Annotated in this window: 19 protein-coding genes, 1 tRNA gene and 2 pseudogenes; 7 read left to right on the top strand and 15 right to left on the bottom strand. The window is 66.9% G+C overall.

The genetic code is table 11. The features are described from left to right. Window positions 1-17: 17 nt before the first annotated feature. On the top strand, window positions 18-851 hold the full coding sequence (locus ACZ3HV_RS31135; RefSeq protein ID WP_465689411.1) for a uracil-DNA glycosylase: 834 nt from the start codon (window positions 18-20) through the stop codon (window positions 849-851). 13 nt (window positions 852-864) lie between these two features. On the opposite strand, the gene ACZ3HV_RS31130 is transcribed toward ACZ3HV_RS31135, so the two are convergent. Further along, on the bottom strand, window positions 865-2,757 hold the full coding sequence (locus ACZ3HV_RS31130; RefSeq protein WP_465689409.1) for an alkyl/aryl-sulfatase: 1,893 nt from the start codon (window positions 2,755-2,757) through the stop codon (window positions 865-867). A 92-nt stretch (window positions 2,758-2,849) separates the two neighbouring features. On the opposite strand from ACZ3HV_RS31130, the gene ACZ3HV_RS31125 reads away from it, so the two are divergent. From ACZ3HV_RS31125 to ACZ3HV_RS31115, 3 genes are all read left to right on the top strand, one after another. Beyond that, window positions 2,850-3,353, top strand: a complete 504-nt coding sequence (locus tag ACZ3HV_RS31125; protein WP_465689808.1) for a SulP family inorganic anion transporter — start codon at window positions 2,850-2,852, stop codon at window positions 3,351-3,353. Further along, window positions 3,341-3,856, top strand: coding sequence for an STAS domain-containing protein (locus ACZ3HV_RS31120; RefSeq protein ID WP_465689407.1), 516 nt, complete (start codon window positions 3,341-3,343; stop codon window positions 3,854-3,856). Before ACZ3HV_RS31125 ends, ACZ3HV_RS31120 begins: the two co-directional genes overlap by 13 nt. 297 nt (window positions 3,857-4,153) lie before the next feature. Continuing rightward, a complete protein-coding gene (locus tag ACZ3HV_RS31115; RefSeq protein ID WP_465689405.1) occupies window positions 4,154-5,461 on the top strand; it encodes an NAD(P)/FAD-dependent oxidoreductase in 1,308 nt (435 codons plus the stop codon). Between the two features lie 98 nt (window positions 5,462-5,559). Here the strand turns inward: ACZ3HV_RS31115 and ACZ3HV_RS31110 are convergent. The 4 genes and pseudogenes from ACZ3HV_RS31110 to ACZ3HV_RS31095 form a co-directional block, all read right to left on the bottom strand. Then, window positions 5,560-5,745: pseudogene (locus ACZ3HV_RS31110) on the bottom strand (glycoside hydrolase domain-containing protein); the annotation flags it as partial. A gap of 38 nt (window positions 5,746-5,783) precedes the next feature. Further along, window positions 5,784-6,191, bottom strand: a pseudogene (locus ACZ3HV_RS31105) (GH92 family glycosyl hydrolase); the annotation flags it as partial. A gap of 50 nt (window positions 6,192-6,241) precedes the next feature. Further along, window positions 6,242-6,898 (bottom strand): response regulator, encoded by a 657-nt coding sequence (locus ACZ3HV_RS31100; RefSeq protein WP_465689403.1) that lies wholly within the window; start codon window positions 6,896-6,898, stop codon window positions 6,242-6,244. Further along, window positions 6,895-8,016: a sensor histidine kinase gene (locus ACZ3HV_RS31095; protein ID WP_465689401.1), complete on the bottom strand. Its 1,122-nt coding sequence runs from the start codon at window positions 8,014-8,016 to the stop codon at window positions 6,895-6,897. The genes ACZ3HV_RS31100 and ACZ3HV_RS31095 overlap by 4 nt, the downstream gene beginning before the upstream one ends. 104 nt (window positions 8,017-8,120) lie before the next feature. Between ACZ3HV_RS31095 and ACZ3HV_RS31090 the strand changes: the two genes are divergently transcribed. From ACZ3HV_RS31090 to ACZ3HV_RS31080, 3 genes are all read left to right on the top strand, one after another. Then, window positions 8,121-8,627 (top strand): glycine cleavage system transcriptional repressor, encoded by a 507-nt coding sequence (locus ACZ3HV_RS31090; RefSeq protein WP_465689399.1) that lies wholly within the window; start codon window positions 8,121-8,123, stop codon window positions 8,625-8,627. Next, window positions 8,624-9,172 (top strand): peptide deformylase, encoded by a 549-nt coding sequence (gene def / locus ACZ3HV_RS31085; protein ID WP_465689397.1) that lies wholly within the window; start codon window positions 8,624-8,626, stop codon window positions 9,170-9,172. Before ACZ3HV_RS31090 ends, def begins: the two co-directional genes overlap by 4 nt. Before the next feature lie 26 nt (window positions 9,173-9,198). Further along, window positions 9,199-9,281, top strand: a tRNA-Leu gene (locus tag ACZ3HV_RS31080). Window positions 9,282-9,378: 97 nt separating this feature from the next. Here ACZ3HV_RS31080 and ACZ3HV_RS31075 read toward each other — a convergent pair. The 10 genes from ACZ3HV_RS31075 to ACZ3HV_RS31030 all read right to left on the bottom strand — a co-directional run bounded on the left by ACZ3HV_RS31075 (window position 9,379) and on the right by ACZ3HV_RS31030 (window position 16,547). Further along, window positions 9,379-10,617: a tyrosine-type recombinase/integrase gene (locus tag ACZ3HV_RS31075; RefSeq protein WP_465689395.1), complete on the bottom strand. Its 1,239-nt coding sequence runs from the start codon at window positions 10,615-10,617 to the stop codon at window positions 9,379-9,381. 15 nt (window positions 10,618-10,632) lie between these two features. After that, window positions 10,633-10,818 carry a helix-turn-helix domain-containing protein gene (locus ACZ3HV_RS31070; RefSeq protein WP_465689393.1) on the bottom strand — a complete coding sequence of 62 codons (186 nt, stop codon included), beginning with the start codon at window positions 10,816-10,818 and terminating at the stop codon, window positions 10,633-10,635. A 32-nt stretch (window positions 10,819-10,850) separates the two neighbouring features. Then, window positions 10,851-12,413 (bottom strand): replication initiator, encoded by a 1,563-nt coding sequence (locus ACZ3HV_RS31065; protein ID WP_465689391.1) that lies wholly within the window; start codon window positions 12,411-12,413, stop codon window positions 10,851-10,853. A gap of 64 nt (window positions 12,414-12,477) precedes the next feature. Next, the gene (locus ACZ3HV_RS31060; RefSeq protein WP_465689389.1) at window positions 12,478-12,909 is read right to left on the bottom strand and encodes a hypothetical protein; all 432 of its coding nucleotides are present in this window, start codon (window positions 12,907-12,909) and stop codon (window positions 12,478-12,480) included. Window positions 12,910-12,971: 62 nt separating this feature from the next. Beyond that, window positions 12,972-13,250, bottom strand: a complete 279-nt coding sequence (locus tag ACZ3HV_RS31055) for a hypothetical protein (RefSeq protein ID WP_465689387.1) — start codon at window positions 13,248-13,250, stop codon at window positions 12,972-12,974. A gap of 98 nt (window positions 13,251-13,348) precedes the next feature. After that, window positions 13,349-14,341, bottom strand: coding sequence for a hypothetical protein (locus ACZ3HV_RS31050; RefSeq protein ID WP_465689385.1), 993 nt, complete (start codon window positions 14,339-14,341; stop codon window positions 13,349-13,351). Next, complete coding sequence (locus ACZ3HV_RS31045) at window positions 14,338-14,655, bottom strand: hypothetical protein (protein ID WP_465689383.1); 318 nt, start codon at window positions 14,653-14,655, stop codon at window positions 14,338-14,340. Before ACZ3HV_RS31045 ends, ACZ3HV_RS31050 begins: the two co-directional genes overlap by 4 nt. Next, the gene (locus tag ACZ3HV_RS31040; protein WP_465689381.1) at window positions 14,652-14,870 is read right to left on the bottom strand and encodes a hypothetical protein; all 219 of its coding nucleotides are present in this window, start codon (window positions 14,868-14,870) and stop codon (window positions 14,652-14,654) included. The genes ACZ3HV_RS31045 and ACZ3HV_RS31040 overlap by 4 nt, the downstream gene beginning before the upstream one ends. Beyond that, complete coding sequence (locus ACZ3HV_RS31035; RefSeq protein ID WP_465689380.1) at window positions 14,867-15,709, bottom strand: FtsK/SpoIIIE domain-containing protein; 843 nt, start codon at window positions 15,707-15,709, stop codon at window positions 14,867-14,869. Before ACZ3HV_RS31035 ends, ACZ3HV_RS31040 begins: the two co-directional genes overlap by 4 nt. After that, window positions 15,702-16,547, bottom strand: coding sequence for a hypothetical protein (locus tag ACZ3HV_RS31030; RefSeq protein WP_465689378.1), 846 nt, complete (start codon window positions 16,545-16,547; stop codon window positions 15,702-15,704). The genes ACZ3HV_RS31035 and ACZ3HV_RS31030 overlap by 8 nt, the downstream gene beginning before the upstream one ends. Window positions 16,548-16,648 lie beyond the last annotated feature (101 nt).

Below are 16,648 nucleotides of genomic sequence, written 5' to 3'. Positions count from 1 at the left end.
GTCTCTAGTCTGAACGGATGAAGCTTCCACATCCGCTGACGGGGGAGTTGTTCGAGAGCCCCGTGCCGCCCGGGACCGGCTGGCCGGAGGATCCCGCCGTACGACGAACTCCGGTGGCGCACGACGCACCTGAGGTTGTGCGGCTGTCGGAGACCGGGCAACTGCGAGAGCTGGAGGCTCGGGTTTCGGTGTGCCGGGCCTGTCCGCGGTTGGTGGAGTGGCGAGAAGACGTTGCCGTAGGCAAACGAAAGTCCTTCGCCGACCAGCCGTACTGGGGCCGGCCGATCCCCGGCTGGGGCGCAGCCGAGCCGCGGATCCTGATCGCCGGCCTCGCGCCCGCGGCCAACGGCGGCAACCGGACCGGCCGCGTCTTCACCGGCGACCGCTCCGGCGACTGGCTGTTCGCCGCCCTGCATCGCGTCGGCCTCGCCAACCAGCCCACCAGCGAACACGCCGGCGACGGCCTCCACCTCATCGCGACCCGCATGATCGCCGCCGTCCGTTGCGCCCCACCCGCCAACAAACCCACCCCCACCGAACGTGACACCTGTGCCCCCTGGTTCCGCGCCGAACTGAACCTGGTCCTCCCCACCACCCAAGCCATCATCTGCCTAGGCAAATTCGGCTACGACGCCCTCCTCGCCGGCCTGGCCGCAGCAGGCGCCGACGTCCCCCGCCCTCGCCCTAAATTCGGCCACGCCGTAGAACACCCCATCGAAACCCCACACGGCAAAGTCACGGTCCTAGGCTGCTTCCACCCCAGCCAGCAAAACACCTTCACCGGCAAACTGACCGAGCCAATGCTCGACGCCGTCCTCACCCGCGCGAAGTCGATCGCCGGCCTTGGTTGAGGCGCGGTCCGAACTAGTCGGGCGTGACGATGCTGAAGTTCGGGTCTCCGGGGTCGAGAAGCCCGAACAGCCGGGCGAGGATCTCGGCGTCGCCGGTGAGCTTGATGCCGGCAGCATCCAGCCGGCCGGGATCGGTCGTCTGCTGGGCGAGGACCGGCAACGAGGCGCGTGGCAGGCTCAGGGTCACGTCGGCCTCTCCGCGCTGCGGCGCTGAGCTGTAGACGAGAGCGCCGTTGGACAGGCGGAGTCGGTAGCGTTCGTCGATATCGTCGAAGCTGATGTCGATGGCAAACGTCTCGTCCCATGCGCGAGGTCCATCGATCTGGATCGCGAGGGCGTCGAAGAGCATCGTCGGGCTGAGCTGGGCGACCATGTCGGTTGAGGCGGTCTGGGTCGGCGTCCCGAAGGAGCCCTCGCGCAGCTCGGTGGCACCGGAGAGATAGAAGTTGCGCCAGGTGCCGTTCTCGCTGCCGTAGCCGAGCTGCTCGTAGGTGTCGGCGAGCAGGGCGCGGGCGGCGGCATGGTCCGGCTGCGCGAAGACCACGTGATTGACGACCTCCGCGACCCAGCGGAAGTCGCCCTTGTCAAAGTACGACTGGGCCTTGGCCACGACGGCGTCGGCTCCGCCCATGAACTCGACGTACCGGGTTGCGGCTTCGACGGGTGGGTGTGGCCACAGCTCGGCGGGATTGCCGTTGAACCAGCCGATGTAGCGCTGATAGATCGCCTTCACGTTGTGGCTCACCGAACCGTAGTAGCCCCGGGCGTGCCAGGCGTTCTCCAGGGCGGGCGGGAGCTGGATCTGCTCTGCGATCTCCGCGCCGGTCAGCCCCTTGTTCAGCATCCGCATGGTCTGGTCGTGCAGGTAGGCGTACAGGTCGCGCTGGAGGGTGAGATAGCCGACCGCCTGCTCGTTGCCCCAGGTGGGCCAGTGATGAGAGGCGAAGACGACTTCGAGGTCCGCACCGAACAGGTCGATGGTCTCGGTGAGATAGCCGGCCCAGCCGTGCGGGTCGCGGACAACCGCCCCTCGCAGGGTGAGCAGGTTGTGCAAGGTGTGGGTGGCATCCTCCGCGGCGCACAGAGCCTTGTGGTCGGGGAAGTAGATCAGCATCTCTGCGGGCGCTTCAGTGTCGGGCGCCATCTGGAACACCATCCGGATCCCGTCGAGGGTCTCCTGGTGGCCGGTGGCAGAGATGAAATCGGTAGGCGCGATCAGCGTGATCGTTCCGGTCGAGGTGGTCTGGCCGAGTCCTGCGCCGACTTGCCCGCGGGGCCCGCGCGCCAGCACTGCGCCGTACATGTAGCCGGCCCGCCGGGCCATCGCCGTACCGGCGTAGACGTTCTCGGAGATGGCGTGCTCGGTGAACCCCTCCGGCGCGAGGATCCGCACCCGACCGGCGGTCACGTCGTCTTGTGAGACCACACCCTTCACGCCACCGAAGTGGTCGACGTGAGAGTGGGTATAGATGACAGCGTGGACGGGCCGGTCGCCGCGATGCTCTCGGTACAGAGCGAGCGCGGCGGCCGCCGTCTCGGACGAGATCAGCGGATCGATGACCACCAGACCGGTGTCGCCCTCGACGAACGTGATGTTCGACAGGTCGAGGCCGCGGACCTGGTAGATGCCCTCGACCACCTCGAAGAGTCCTTGCCGCGCGACCAGTTGCGACTGCCGCCACAGGCTCGGGTGCACCGCGTCCGGGGCGTCTCCCCGCAGAAATGCGTACGAGTCGTTGTCCCACAGCACCTCGCCACTTGCGGCCCGCACGACACCCGGGCTGAGCTCAGCCAGCAGACCCCGAGAGGTCGCATCGAAGTCAGCGGTATCAGACATCGGCAAGGTCGCCAGGGCGGCACGGTGCTGCTCGCGAACGGCGGCGCTGGCGTCACGTGGGGTCGTCATGGCCCCGAGTCTTACCGTCGGGGCAATCTCGGGCTTCACCCCAGCAGGATGAGTGCGTCGCTGTCGGTGTCGGTCACGCTTGGGTCGTGCGGATGGCCTCGGTGTTCTCGTCGCTGCGTGGCTACCGCGTGGGATGGCTGCGTGCCGATCTGATCGCCGGCGTGACGGTGTGGGCTGTCCTGGTGCCCGAGGCGCTCGCCTACGCCGCGATCGCCGGGGTTTCCCCGGTCGTCGGACTCTACGCAGCGCCACCGGCGCTGATCTTGTACGCAGTCTTCGGCAGCTCGCGGCACCTGGTCGTCGGGCCGATGTCGGCGACCGCGGCACTGTCCGCGGCGACCGTGGTTGCGCTGGCCGCGCAGGGCAGCGCGGACTACGCCAAGCTGACCGCGGCGCTGGCGGTGGTGACCGGCGTGGTGGCGGTGCTTGCCGGGTTGTTGCGCCTCGGCTTCCTGGCCGGTTTCATCTCCGAGCCGGTGCTGAAGGGATTCATCATCGGCCTGGCGTTGATCATCATCGCCGGTCAGCCACGCGGCTGGGGTCGATCTACGGTCCGGCCGCGCGCGCCGACTTCCTCGCGGCAGTGGTCGCGCTGACCGGCGTACTGGTGTTCGACACCCTGCCAGGCCTGTTCCTCGGCATCGCAGCCTCCGTCCTGCTGCTGGTCTACCGCGCGTCCCGTCCCAACGTCGCAGTGCTCGGCCGCGTACCGGGCAGCTCCGAGCCGTGGGTGGACCGGGCCCGCTATCCAGACGCGCGGTCCGAACCGGGGGTCTTGGTCGCACGGGTGGAAAGTGGCCTGTTCTTCGCCAACGCGGACCACGTCCGGCAACGAATCCGGGACCTCGCGCGCACCGAATCAGCCCGGGTCGTGGTCCTCGACGCCGAGACGACGCCGTCGATCGACATCACCGCAACCCAGATGCTCCTGGACCTGTCCCGCGACCTGTCCCGCAACGGGATAGCCCTGCTGATCGCCCGCGACATCGGCCAGGTTCGCGACCTGCTTGGCCAGGCAGGCGCAGAAGACACTCTGACCCGCATCTACCGCACTGTGGACGCCGCCGTGACCGCCGCACTCGACAACGAAGGGGCCTGAACCGACCGGACCGAGTGCCCGGGACGCTCACCCGAGCCAAACCCGGATCCGCTGCGCGAAACCCCGTGGAGATCTGTCAGCAGGTCGGCGCAGTGGTGGGCTTGCGGTTCTGTGACGGTGGTTGTGAGTGCTGGCGACCGGGTGCTTCGGGCCGCACCATGAGGGGATGGTGATCCCTCGAGTGGGGGAGCGTTCGGTGGGTGAGATCACTCGCGGGAGGGTTTGTGAAATGTTTCACGAGCCCTTAGCGTTGAAGCGAACATGAAGTCGGAGAACCACTCAGGGAGAGTGAACCGCATGACAGCCCAGGTGCCGCACATCCTCGTCGTCGGAGGCGGTTACGTCGGGATGTACACCGCGTACGGCCTGCGCCGCGCGGCTCGCAAGGGCCGGATCCGGGTGACTGTGGTCGACCCGCGTTCGGTGATGACCTACCAGCCATTCCTGCCCGAGGCTGCGGCCGGCTCGGTGGAGCCGCGGCACGTGGTGGTACCACTGCGTAAGACCCTCAAGGGCTGCCGGGTGGTGACCGGCCGGGTGACCGGGATCGATCACGCGCACAAGGTCGCCAAGGTGATGCCCGAGGAGGGTCCGGAGTACGAGTTGGCCTACGACCAGATCGTGGTCGCGCTCGGCTCGATCGCCCGTACGCTGCCGATCCCCGGCCTGGCCGAGGAGGCCACCGGGTTCAAGAACGTCGAAGAGGCCATCGCGCTGCGCAACAAGGTGCTGGACCGCCTCGACGTCGCGTCGTCGCAGCCCGACCCCGCGCTGCGCAAGTCCGCGCTGACCTTCGTCTTCATCGGCGGTGGGTACGCCGGTGTCGAGGCGTTCGCGGAGCTCGAGGACATGGCCCGTTACGCCACCAGGTACTACGACAACATCAAGCCCGAGGACATGCGCTGGGTGCTGGTCGAAGCCACTGACCGGATCCTGCCCGAGGTCGGCCCGGACCTCGGCAAGTACACCGTGGACCAGCTGCGCAAGCGCAACATGGACATCAAGCTGGAGACCCGGCTCGAGTCCTGCGAGAAGGGTCGCGTGATCCTCAGCGACGGCGACGAGTTCGACGCCGACACGATCGTCTGGACCGCCGGTGTGAAGGCGAACCCGGCGCTCGCCGCGACCGACTTCCCGCTGGACGAGAAGGGCCGCGTCAAGACGCTGGCGAATCTGCGGATCGAGGGTGTCGCCGACGCCTGGACCGCCGGTGACAACGCCGCCGTCCCCGACCTCACGAGCGAGACCGGCGCGTACTGCGCTCCGAACGCCCAGCACGCGGTCCGCCAGGCGCACCAGCTCGCCGCGAACATCCTCCGGGTGGTCGACGGGCAGCCCCCGCAGGACTACAAGCACAAGTACGTCGGCTCGGTCGCGAGCCTCGGCCTGCACAAGGGCGTCGCGCAGCTGTACGGCGTGAAGGTGAAGGGCTGGCTGGCCTGGTTCCTGCACCGGACCTACCACGTGTCCCGCGTCCCCACCACCAACCGCAAGGCACGGGTCATCCTCGACTGGACGCTGGCGCTGTTCTTCCGGCGCGAGGTCACCAGCCTGGGCAGCCTGCAGACCCCGAACGACGAGTTCCGCCGCGCGACGCAGTCCTGATGATCGGCGGGAGCGGCACCCCATTCGCTGCGTGCCGCTCCCAGCTGTACGACGATCCGCCCGCCGCGCGTCACGAATGACTCCGGCAACCAAGACTCAGCTCGCGTGCGCCCGTTGAACGTCAGCGACTGCACGTACTGGTTCGCATCCGACGTCGCCGGCGCCTCCACAGTCAGCCGTATGCCGTTGCTCCGCCGCAGCTCCACCTTCGGGAACAGCGGGCTCCCGACCAGCAGTTCAGCGCGACCAGGAGTCTGCGGGAACAGCCCGATCGCGGCGAACACGTACCACGCGGACAGCGTGCCCAGATCTTCCAGGTGCCGTTGGCAACGATCGGCTGGTCGAAGGACGCGGTGAAGTAGAGGCGGTAGTACGACTTCCGGTTGTTCACGCCGCCGTTCGCGCGACGGCCGCAGAACGCGCCGGTCAGCACGGAGCCGGTGACCTTTCGGCCGGCGGCGCCGATGGAGATCTCCGCGTCCTCGCTGCCGTTGAGGGAGTTCGACGTACGGAACAGCAGGTTCGCGGCCCGGTCGGCCGGGAAGGTGAACTCGCCGACGCCCGCGCGGGTGCTGACGGCCAGGTCGGTCTTCACGCCGTTGGCCAGCGTCACGGTGTAGCGGCCGGGCTTGGCCGTCTCGTCCGCGTGGCTGAAGTTGCTTGCGTACTTCGCGTCCGTCGTGTCGGCGGTCGGCGAGGAGTCGACGGTCCCGGCGCCCGGCATGATCGGTACGTCGGTTGCCGTGCGGTGATGCTGAGGTGTCTAGTGCAACAGGCTGTCTAGTGCAAGAGACCGGCATCGTGGACGAGCAAAGCGATTTGCACGCGGTTGTTCAGGTCGAGTTTGGTCAGGATCCGGGAGACGTGCGTCTTCACGGTCGGGACGCTGAGGTAGAGCGTCGCGCTGATCTCCGCGTTCGACTTCCCCTCGCCGACCGCAACGGCGATCTCACGCTCACGCGCGTTCAGGCCGTCGAGCCGGGCGCGCGCCTTGGCCTTGCGGTCGTCGTGGCCGGAGGCGGCGACGCGGGTGATCAGGCGTTTGGTGACGGCCGGCGAGAGTACGGGCTGTCCGCCGGCTACCCGGCGTACCGACTCGACGATCTCGGCCGGCGGGGTGTCCTTGAGGACGAACCCGGCAGCCCCGGCGCGGAGCGCGCGCAGGACATGCTCGTCGGCGTCGAACGTGGTCAGGATGACGACCTCGGGCGCGCCCGGGCGCAGCCGTACCGCCTCCGTCGCGGTCAGCCCGTCGGTGCCGGGCATCCGGATGTCCATCAGGATGACGTCCGGAGCGAGCCGGTCGATCAGTCCTGGTACGCCGCTACCGTCACCGGCTTCGCCGACCACCCGGATGTCCGGCGCGCCCGCGAGCATCATCTTCAGCCCGGCACGCAACAGCGGATCATCGTCGACGATCAGTACCCGAATGGTCATGCGGGCCACGGTAACCAGGCGAAGAGGCGGAACTCGCCGTCGGGGGTGCGACCGTGTTCCACCCGTCCCTCGACCAGGGCCGCGCGCTCGGCCAATCCCTTCAAACCCTGACCGTCTCCTCGTCTGCGGTTCGGCGCCAGGTTGCGCACCTCGACTTCCAGGCCGTTGCCTGGGGCACCGGTCACGCTGATGCTCACATGCTCGCCCGGCGCGTGCTTCATCGCGTTGGTGAGACCTTCCTGCACGATCCGGTACGCCGTACGCCCGACGTGGTCCGGCAGTGGGCCGGGGGCATCCAGCGTGAGATCGACGGGGAACCCTGCGGTGCGGGACCCCTCGACCAGCTGCGGCAGGTCGGCGAACGTCGGCTGCGGGAGTTCACCCACCGGAGCCCGCAGTACGCCGATCACCTCGCGAAGGTCCTGCAGGGCCTGGTGCGCGCTGGCCCGGATGATCTCGGCGGCCCCGGAAACCTCCTCGGTGGACGCGTCCGGGCGATACGCCAGCGCGCCCGCGTGCACGCTCAGCAGCGACAGGCGATGCCCGAGTACGTCGTGCATCTCGCGAGCGATCTCCTCGCGGGCCCGCATTTGGGCCTGCTTGGCCTCGAGCTTGGCGACGGTCTCGGCCCGCTCGGCGCGATCGCGCAGCGTCTGCAGGAGTTGCCGGCGCGAGCGGATGTAGAAGCCCCAGCCGGCCACCGCGATGTAGATCGCCACGGCGGCGACCGCGAGCGCCTGCTGGTCCTCCTTCTGCCGGACCTGGAAGTACATGACCAGGCTGACGGAGTTCGCGACGAAGATCAGCAGCGACGTACGCCATGGCTTGTGGATCGCCACCGTCATGATCAGCAGCAGCGTCGCGCCGCTGGCCGCCTCGGAGTAGATCGAGACCACGGCCGCGACGAGGGCCAGCTGGACCGGCCAGCGCCGGCGGAACCAGAGCGTGAGGCAGAGCGCCATCCCCGACAGGAGGTCCAGCGCGAGCAGTGTCTGGTTGACGGGGTCGCGCTCGCCTTCGCTGTACGTGTACAGGCCGAGCAGGACAGCCAGGACGAAGGTGATGCTGTCCACGATCCAGTCGCGCGTACTGCGGCGGCGGTGCGTGGACCCGGTCATGCTCCGAATCTAGCGGTGCGTAAGCGCTCTCCGGAGCCTTTGGGGCTGTCCGGATACCGAAGTCGTTTTCTTGAGCTACTTAGGTCAACGGTAGGTTGCCGGGCATGAGTCAGCTCGCTGTCACCGTCATCGGACCCGACCGCCCGGGCATCATCGCGGACGTCACCGAGGCCCTGGCCGGGACCGGAGTCAACCTCGAGGACTCGACCATGACGCTGCTGCGCGGTCATTTCGCGATGATGATCGTCTGCTCCGGGCCGTTCGACGAGGTGAAGTCGGCGCTGGAGCCGCTGCGCGGCGAGCTGGTCATCACGGTGCGGCAAGTTGGCCCCGAACACGAGCACGCGCCGATCGGACCGCCGTACATGCTGAGCGTGCACGGGGCGGACCGGCCGGGGATCGTGGCGGCGGTGACCCGGATGATCGCGTCGGCCGGTGGGACGATCACGGACCTGACGACGCGGCTCAGCGGGGAGCTGTACGTCCTGACCGCGGAGGTTGAGCTGCCGCCGTCCGCTGTCCTGTCGATGCTCTACCGGGCGCTGGAGATCACCGCCGAGGAGCTCGGCGTCGGCGTCACGTTGCGCCCGGCCGAGAGCGACGACCTGTGACCGTCCTGACCGGCTGGAGCCCTTCGCAGCTAGGTGTTTCCGGCGAGGTTCTGGAGGTTCTCCACGCGCCGCACCCCGTCCTCGCGACCGAGGGCGCGACCGTGGATCCGCTCGACCCGGCGATGATCCAGCTCGCGGCCGACCTGGTCGCAACCATGCGGGTGTCGCCCGGCTGCGTCGGGCTGGCGGCGCCGCAGGTCGGAGTAGCTGCGCAGATGTTCTCGCTCGACGTCACCGATCACCCCAAGACCCGCACCTGCCACGGCGTTTTCGTCCTCTGCAACGCCGTCGTGGTCGAAGCATCCCGCCAGGAGAAGGGCCGCGAGGGCTGCATGTCCGTCCCCGACTTCACCGGCGACGTCAAACGCGCCACCCGGCTGACCGTCACCGGCGTCCTCCCCGGTACGACGGACGAGATCACGATCACCACCGACGCCTTCGAAGCCCGCGCCCTCCAGCACGAGATCGACCACTGCAACGGCAAGCTCTTCCTCGACCGCGTCGCCGGCGCCCACGCCGTCTACCCCCGCAAGGTCTACAAGTAAGTTGTAGTCTCAGTCCTCGCCGTACAGCCCGGGTGGCGGAACGGCAGACGCAGCGAGCTTAAACCTCGCGGCCCTAACAGGCATACGGGTTCGAATCCCGTCCCGGGCACCTGGCTCTGACCTGCGCAGATGCCGCGCATGGAATATTAGCCAGGCTGGAAACAAGCCAGCAATGGTTGCACCGGCGGTTGCAGTTGTCGCTGCGATCACGCCCACAGCGCCTTCCCCATCTTGGCCGCAGCATCCTCGGCAAGCTTGCTCGTCACATGCGTGTAGCGCTTGGTCACCGCCAAGGACGAGTGTCCGAGAATCTCTTGCACCACCCGAATGTCAACACCCTGCTCAAGGAGCAACGTGGCAGCCGTGTGCCGCGCATCGTGCGGTCGCGCATCCCGAAGGCCGGCCGATTTGAGCATGGCCTTGAACTCAGCCCAGTCCCGTCGCGGGTTGATAGGCCTGCCAGTCGGGCCAGCGAAGACGAGATCCCAGTCTTCCCACTGATCCCCTGCGGCGAGCCGTTCTGCCGACTGAGCGGCCTTCTGAGCCTTCAGTTGCGGGATCAGCGGCTCGGGGATGACGCTCCACCTGGTCTTCCCACCCTTCGGTGGTCGGAACACCCACTCACCGCCCTTACGCTCCGGGCAGTACCGAGCGTGATTCACACATGCGGGAGCACAGGTCGCACGATGACGGGTCGTCGCGCACTCCCTCGGATCTGAACAGCCGTGCGAGAACCTCTGACGCTTCAACTGCCACACCTGAACACGACGCTTCTCAAGATCGAGATAGCTCCACCGCATTCCGAGAGCCTCGGACTGCCGATGACCGAGCGCGAACGCTACAGACCAACGGGCGCCATTGCGCCTCTTTGCCGACTCTCGCAGGATCGCCTTTGCCTCCTCTTGCGCAAGGGCTTCGATCTCGGTGTCGCGATGTTTCGGCGCATCGATCAGGGTTGCCACGTTGACTCCGATGATCCTTCGACGCACAGCCATCTTGAGGCACCGACTGATCTGTTGATGGACCATCAGCACTGACTTGGTCGCCAGTCCCGCGTCGGCGACTTCGAGGTAGAGAGCATCGAGGTGCTCGGCCCGCAGCTTGTCGAGCTGATGCCGGCCAATGCGAGGAATGACCCAGTTCTCCAGGCGCGGACGGTAGACAGACTCGATCGTTGATTCACTTGCTGTCCGCGGGGCGATGTCAGACAACCACGTTCGTATCCACTGCGCGACCGTTGGAATCTTCCCGGCAACGGACACGACTCCGTCCGCACGGTGCTGCTCGAGCTCCTTGACCTTGTCGGTTACCTCCGTCTTCGTTTTGCCACGCCGGTGGCGTCGATCCGGTTGGCCGTTCGCCTTGACGCCGACGGTTACCCAGCCATGCCAGACACCATCAGCATCCTCGTAGATCGAGGACCGACCGTTGGCATTACGTGCCATCTGAACTCACCTCCTCTATGCCGCAGCTGATTCGAGCTTCTTGGCGTACTCACGCAACGCGTCGACTGACACGCGTCGGGAGCGCCCGATCAGTACCGAGTTGACCTCGCCCTTGGCGATCAAGTCGAACATTCGAGTCCGACCGATGCGCAGCGCAGCAGCGGCCTCCTCAACGGTCATGAAGATCTGAACCTCAGCCATGTCTGAAACCTCCTTTCGTTGACAGTTACGTGTCACTCGTCGTTGTTCTCGGCAAGTAGTTCCTTGACGAGGCGTCGGTGTTCTCGGGCTTTGGCGGCGGCGGTGTTGGCGAGGAGTGCGTCGCCGATGGTTCGCCAGCCGGTGCCTGCGTAGGTGAAGTTGCCGACGATGAGGGTGGTTTCGACGTCGTCGGTGTGGTCGGCGGTGCGGTGGTGGTCGCGGCGCCAGTTGGCGCGGGCTTCGCGGAGTTCTTTAAGGGTGGTGGAGTACTGGCGTGACTTGGTGGAGAAGTGGCCGCCGAAGCCGAGCATGTGCGCCCAGCGCTGCAACCGGCGATACGAGAGCCGTCCGGAGTTCTTGACTGCCTCTTGCTCGTCGAGGTCGGAGCCGGGGCGCCCGACCCGCCAGCAGGCGTCGACCAATCGGCCGGCATGGGTGTGCTCGCTGGCGTAGCGCCGAACCGTAGCTTTGGTGAGCCGTGCCGACGAATGCCCGGTGGCCTCAGCGCCCTTGGTGGCGTACTTGGCGAGATACCCGGCAACGGCGGTCTCGGTGATCGCACCATCAACGGCCTGCCGGACAGGACGTACGTCGAGCTGGGTCTCCCACTCGATCAGCCAGCCCTCGGCGTTGTCCGGGTGCGGCAGGGACCGGAAGCGGGTGCTGGTGGCGGCGCGGCGGACGGCCTCGGCAAGCAGGGCGAAGGTCGCGGCGCAGACCGGTGGTTCGATGAGGGTCGGGTCGAGCGGGTCAACCCCGTCGAGGCGCATCAGCGCGTGGAAGTGGGCGACTCCCCTGGCCTGCATTTCGGCGACCTTGCCGTAGGACAGCTTCACCGTCGCAGCGTGTTTCTTGGCTTCGGTGCGGAGGATGTCTTTGGCGCGGTCCATCGTGCGCCGCCACAGTTCGCCGGACAGGGCGTTCCAGACGACCTGGTGGTCGTGGTCGTAGCAGTCCAGGCACAGCGGGGTGCCGAGGATCTTCTCGCCGTCGCGGTGGGTCTGGTGACAGCGCAGGTCGATGCCATGGGGGCAGTGCTCGGGGTTGCGGCGGGGTCGGCAGGGCCGGTTCCTCAGTTGGCCGGCGCGGCCTCGGATGGCGCGGGTGCCGTGGACCGGGCCGAAGGTGGGAGCGGTGAAGGTGACGAACGCCGATGGATGCTGGGCGACGGTGGTGGGGATGCCTTTGCCGCCTTGGAGGCCGGCCAGAACGAGTTGGTAGGTGTCACCGCGGTAGGTCTCCGCACAGGAAGGGCAGACGGCAGCGCGGCGGTTACCGCAAGCCTTGTAGATCACACCGTCGGGCATCACATCGGTGTGCCGGGTAGAGATGATCCGCCCGGTGCGCTCGGACACGACGTACGACTCCCCACGGAGACGGATGGGCTGGGCGCAGCCACCTGCGGAGGCGGTGTGGTCAAGCCAGCCGCTGTAGTCAGCGGTCGACGCGGCGCGGGCGATGGCTTCCTCGACGCCGGAGGCGGGGTTGTGACGCTTGCCGGGATCGATGGCGGGTCGACGGGTCTCGATGACCAGGAGCGGCTCCTGGAGGCCGCTCGGGACGTCGGTGGCGGTGTCTGGGTTGGTGTGAGTCACGAGCGGCCTCCTCTCGATCGATGCGTCGTGATGGTGTGGCGGGTCGGTGTCCGGTTGGTGCTGGCTACAGGAGTCGGGGTGCGGCGGTGTAGCCGTGGCGGGTGGCGTAGCTGGTCTGCACAAGGCCGAGGCGCGGAAGGTCGATCAGTTGACCGGTGGCTTCGCAGTCCCGGTGGATCGCGGCGACGAGTGCCGTCATGCCGGCCTCCTCCTCGATGCGGACGGCGAGGGTGTTGTAGGCGAAGCGCAGGCAGCTGTGGAAGACGTCCCGCCTGGCGATGCAGGCCGGGTCGGTGAGGCGCGACCAGACGCCTCCCGGAGACCAGAGGCCGTCGTCGGACCAGGCGTCAGCCGGGGTGTTCACATCGGGGTGACCGTGGAGGTACGCGGTGCGGAGCGCGTCGATGACAGCGGTAAGGGTGGCGGCGGGCAGGAGCGCGCTGGTGTAGGTGGAGGTGATGGGCCTGGCCGCACTGGTGTCACTGGTGGTGCTCATGGGTGGTTCCTTCCGGTGGTGGCGGGCAACGACCCGGGATTGGTGTCGTTGACGCCTAGGTGTCAAAGGACGGGGATGGGGGCGGGTTCGAGTTCGGGGAGTCCGAACATCTGGTAGCCGCAGCCGATGCAGTAGCGGCCGATGACTCGGTAGGGCTCGGGGTTGCTGGCGGGGTTGATCTGGACGACGAGGGCGTAGTCGTCGCCGGGTTCGAGGACGGTGGGGCACCAGTCGTGACCGTCGAGGTGGTCGGAGGCGACCCAGTCGCAGAGGAACTGGTGGTCGGCGGTGGCGCGGTGGGCGGTGATGTTGGCGTAGGCGTTGATGTCGACAGTGGTCATGTCTGGTGTCCCTCCGGGAGTGGTTGGGTGTTCGGTGTTCGCCCTCGTCTCCGAGACCTCGTGGATTCCGGAGACGGGAGCCAGCAACGAACCGGGATCTATTCGTCAGGTTCGAAGGTGGACTCGCAGACGCCGCAGGTGATCTCGCCCTCGGCGAGGACTGCTTTGGCGACGCGGATGCGGCGTGGGCACTGGCATGCGCAGGCGACCGCGTTGTTGGAGGTCTTCTCCTTGCCGGTCCCGATGGCCTCGGGATGGCGGTAGGCGATCAGTGCCTTCTTCAATTCGCCGATGACACCCTTGTAGGTGGTCGCGGTCTCCGTGCGGAGGGTGCACAGCGACCAGCCGATGCGTGGGTCTTTGGTGGCGTCGAGTCCGAGCTCGGAGGCGAGTTCGGCGAACTTCTGGTTGTGCCACCGGCCTTGACGGCTGGTGTCCTTGATCTCGCGGACATCAGCCAGAGCGTGTGCTGCCTCGTGCAAGAGGGTGGTGAAGACCTCTTCGGCGGGGCGTTTGAGTCCTTCGCCGGAAATGAGAACCTCGGCCAGGCGCTGTTCGCCGTGTTGCCACCGCACCGGTGCGAAGTGCCCGTACTTGGCGTGTTTGGTGGCGGTGCCGGAGCCGACGATGATCACGACGGCCGGCACTTCTTGGTGGTTGGCGCGGATCGCGGCCCACGAGGTTTCAAGGGCCAGGACGAGCTCGGCGGTGGTGTATTCGGTTTGACGCTTACGTGTCAGCCGAGCCTTGGGCGACCCGTTGCGAGTCGTCTTGTTGGCGGGCTTCTTGGTGGCCCGCTTGATGGTGACCGTGACAGCGGGGTGGCTGCCGCCGGTGCTGAGTTCCTTGAGTTTGTTGCGCACAGCAATGAGTGAGGCGTAACCGGTGGCTCTGCCGCCCTCGGTGGCCCGGACCTGGTCCATGTGGGTCTGGACCGAGTTCAGTGCTGTAGTGGGTGCGCCGTTGTAGACGGCGGTGGTTTTCGACACGGTCCAGCCGGTGATGCCGGACAGCGCCGTGGTGTTGTGGTTGGTCAAGCCGGTGAGCTTGGTCGTGGTCGCGGGTTTCGCCGCAACTGTCGTGTGGCTCATGGCTGGTCCTCCGTCCAGTTGTCGGGGAGGTAGAGCGCGTCCTGGGTCCAGGCGGCGTTGTCGGTCGCGTGCTGGACTTGGTGTTCCTCGAGGAGGGCACGGGCTTCGTAGAGGGCGTCAATCAGGTGGCTGATCGCGGTCACGGAGCCGGTGACGAGCTCGACCTCGATCGGTGTCCCGCCGAGGTCAATGACGACCTGTGGGGTTTCGCCGTTGCAGACGAGGTTGAGGCCGGCCACTGAGTGATCGGTGAAGTCGTAGCCGACGATGATGCGGTCTTCGCGTTCGCCGCCGGAGGCGTCGTAGTAGGTCATGACCCCTCCTCGTGACGGATGAACAGCTGGTGCCAGGCGCCATAGTTGGACATGGCCTGGCGGCGATTGCTGCGGCACTCAAGGCAGCCGCTAGGGGTGGTTCGGCTGTAGACGATGAAGCCGCAGTCGTGGACGTAGGCGTACTTGTTGGCGCGGAAGTCGAGCAGTGCTGCGTAGCCCGTGCCGAGGTCGGACTCGACGCCGATGGTGATCATGCGGCCCTCCTGAGGTGAGCAGCGCGACGGACGATCTGGTTGACGTGGTGGTCGTTGAGAAATGCGCCTTTCATGCGGCGCGGGAAGCCGCCTTCGGCGCGGAGCAGTCCGACACCCAGGGCTTCGGGTTCGATGTCCACGGCGGTGTGGCCTTGGGAGGCCCAGCCGGTGCCGAGGATGATGTCGCTGCTGGAGTCGGTGGCGCAGCGGAACGCGAGCCGGTAGCCGAATAGGTCTCGCAGTGAGGTCGGGACGATGTCTGCCGAGGGCCGCTGGGTGGCAACGACCACGATGATGCCCGCGGCACGACCACGAGCGACGATGTCTCGGACGAGGGTCCGGAACTCTTCTTGCTGTTCCTTGGTGCCGACGGTGACGGTGAAGTAGGCCAGCTCATCGATGACCACGAGCTTGGCCCGGAAGCCGTCATCGGGGCGGATCTTCTTGCGTCCTGTGCGGGCCAGGTGCAGATAGCGCTGATCTAGGTCGGCTTGGAGTTTGCGCAGTACACGCAACGCCTTGTTCATGTCGTTGCCGACGAAGTCTTTAGCGACGGGCGCGTAGGGCAGGAATTCGACGATCTTGCCGTCGATCAGCACGAGATCAACGTCGACGCAGAGCGCGGCGTGGGAGACGATGTTGCCGAGCGCAACGGACTTCCCGGAGCCGGGTTCGCCGCCGATGAGGATGTTGCGGTACATCAAGGTGACGTAGACGGGTTTGCCTCGTGTGTCGACACCGAGGTAGATGGGGTCGTAGATGGATAGTGCGCCCTTCGGCGCAGGGGTGGCCCCCGGCGTGCGCCGGGGGAACACCTGTTTCGGTTTGAAGCTAGACATAGTCGGACACGTCTTCTCCGTTGGCGCCCAGGATCACCGCGTGGCTGTCGTCCACGGAGGCGGTGGTCTTGGTCTTCGAGGTTCTGGTTCGGGTCTCACCACTGCCGGTTCTGGCCGGCGGTTGGTTGGAGTCCTGCGGGGCGTTGTCCGGCGTGAGGAACGCGAGGACAGCGTCGTCGGCGACTGCCGCTTCGGGCATGCCGCTGGTGTCTTCGAGCAGTGGCGAGTCGATGGTCTTGTTCGACAGCGGGTCGCGGCGGTCGATGTCGATCCGCACGAGGGCGGCGTTGCGCTTGTGCCGGGCGATGGTGGCTTTGCGTGCCCAGCAGGCCGAGGCGAGGGTTTCGGCTTGGTTCTCGAGCTTCTCGACTGAGAGGCCGGGGCGCATCCACAGCCAGACGACCTGTCCGGTCTTGGTGGCGAAGCAGCCCACGATGAACGGCAGGTTGCCGGAGTAGTTGAGCATCCTGGTTTCGATCAGGCAGGCCCTGACCCGGTGGCGGGTGATGACGCACCACATCCGGTTATGCAGGAACCGGCGTACCGGGGTGTCGGCGACGAGCCAGTAGAGGGTCCCGATCAGGAACACGACGGCGACCCAGGTGGGCAGGGTGTCGGTGAAGAAGGTCCGGATCGAGGTGAGGTGCCAGTGCCAGACGTAGATGAGTCCTGTCAGGCAGGCCAGTTCCCAGCGCCAGCGCCACACGGTGAGCAGGAGGATGACCGGCCAGGTCTGGTTCGGCCGGGTGATGGTTTCGACGGCTCCGGGCAGGACACGGCTTGAGCGTCCGCCACGGCGTGATCGCCACGACGACTTCGAGCGGGTAGATTTGGGCATGACAAGACCTCCCGATCAGGGGGTTGAGTCAGGAAAGACACGAAGCCAGGACGGTTTCTCAGGCCTGTGACCCGGCTTCGTGTCTCGCTTCCAGGGAGCGG

It is taken from the genome of Kribbella sp. NPDC020701 (genome assembly GCF_055562215.1).
This window is presented reverse-complemented; position numbering and strand designations above follow the sequence as displayed.

Coding starts and splice junctions, on each gene's coding strand:
- ACZ3HV_RS31045 (WP_465689383.1), bottom strand. CDS start 14,655: ATGACCTACTACGACGCCTCCGGCGGCGAACGCGAAGACCGCATCATC.
- ACZ3HV_RS31130 (WP_465689409.1), bottom strand. CDS start 2,757: ATGACGACCCCACGTGACGCCAGCGCCGCCGTTCGCGAGCAGCACCGT.
- ACZ3HV_RS31050 (WP_465689385.1), bottom strand. CDS start 14,341: ATGAGCCACACGACAGTTGCGGCGAAACCCGCGACCACGACCAAGCTC.
- ACZ3HV_RS31035 (WP_465689380.1), bottom strand. CDS start 15,709: ATGTCTAGCTTCAAACCGAAACAGGTGTTCCCCCGGCGCACGCCGGGG.
- ACZ3HV_RS31060 (WP_465689389.1), bottom strand. CDS start 12,909: ATGAGCACCACCAGTGACACCAGTGCGGCCAGGCCCATCACCTCCACC.
- ACZ3HV_RS31030 (WP_465689378.1), bottom strand. CDS start 16,547: ATGCCCAAATCTACCCGCTCGAAGTCGTCGTGGCGATCACGCCGTGGC.
- ACZ3HV_RS31055 (WP_465689387.1), bottom strand. CDS start 13,250: ATGACCACTGTCGACATCAACGCCTACGCCAACATCACCGCCCACCGC.
- ACZ3HV_RS31040 (WP_465689381.1), bottom strand. CDS start 14,870: ATGATCACCATCGGCGTCGAGTCCGACCTCGGCACGGGCTACGCAGCA.
- ACZ3HV_RS31095 (WP_465689401.1), bottom strand. CDS start 8,016: ATGACCGGGTCCACGCACCGCCGCCGCAGTACGCGCGACTGGATCGTG.
- ACZ3HV_RS31070 (WP_465689393.1), bottom strand. CDS start 10,818: ATGGCTGAGGTTCAGATCTTCATGACCGTTGAGGAGGCCGCTGCTGCG.
- ACZ3HV_RS31115 (WP_465689405.1), top strand. CDS start 4,154: ATGACAGCCCAGGTGCCGCACATCCTCGTCGTCGGAGGCGGTTACGTC.
- ACZ3HV_RS31075 (WP_465689395.1), bottom strand. CDS start 10,617: ATGGCACGTAATGCCAACGGTCGGTCCTCGATCTACGAGGATGCTGAT.
- ACZ3HV_RS31125 (WP_465689808.1), top strand. CDS start 2,850: ATGGCCTCGGTGTTCTCGTCGCTGCGTGGCTACCGCGTGGGATGGCTG.
- ACZ3HV_RS31090 (WP_465689399.1), top strand. CDS start 8,121: ATGAGTCAGCTCGCTGTCACCGTCATCGGACCCGACCGCCCGGGCATC.
- ACZ3HV_RS31100 (WP_465689403.1), bottom strand. CDS start 6,898: ATGACCATTCGGGTACTGATCGTCGACGATGATCCGCTGTTGCGTGCC.
- ACZ3HV_RS31135 (WP_465689411.1), top strand. CDS start 18: ATGAAGCTTCCACATCCGCTGACGGGGGAGTTGTTCGAGAGCCCCGTG.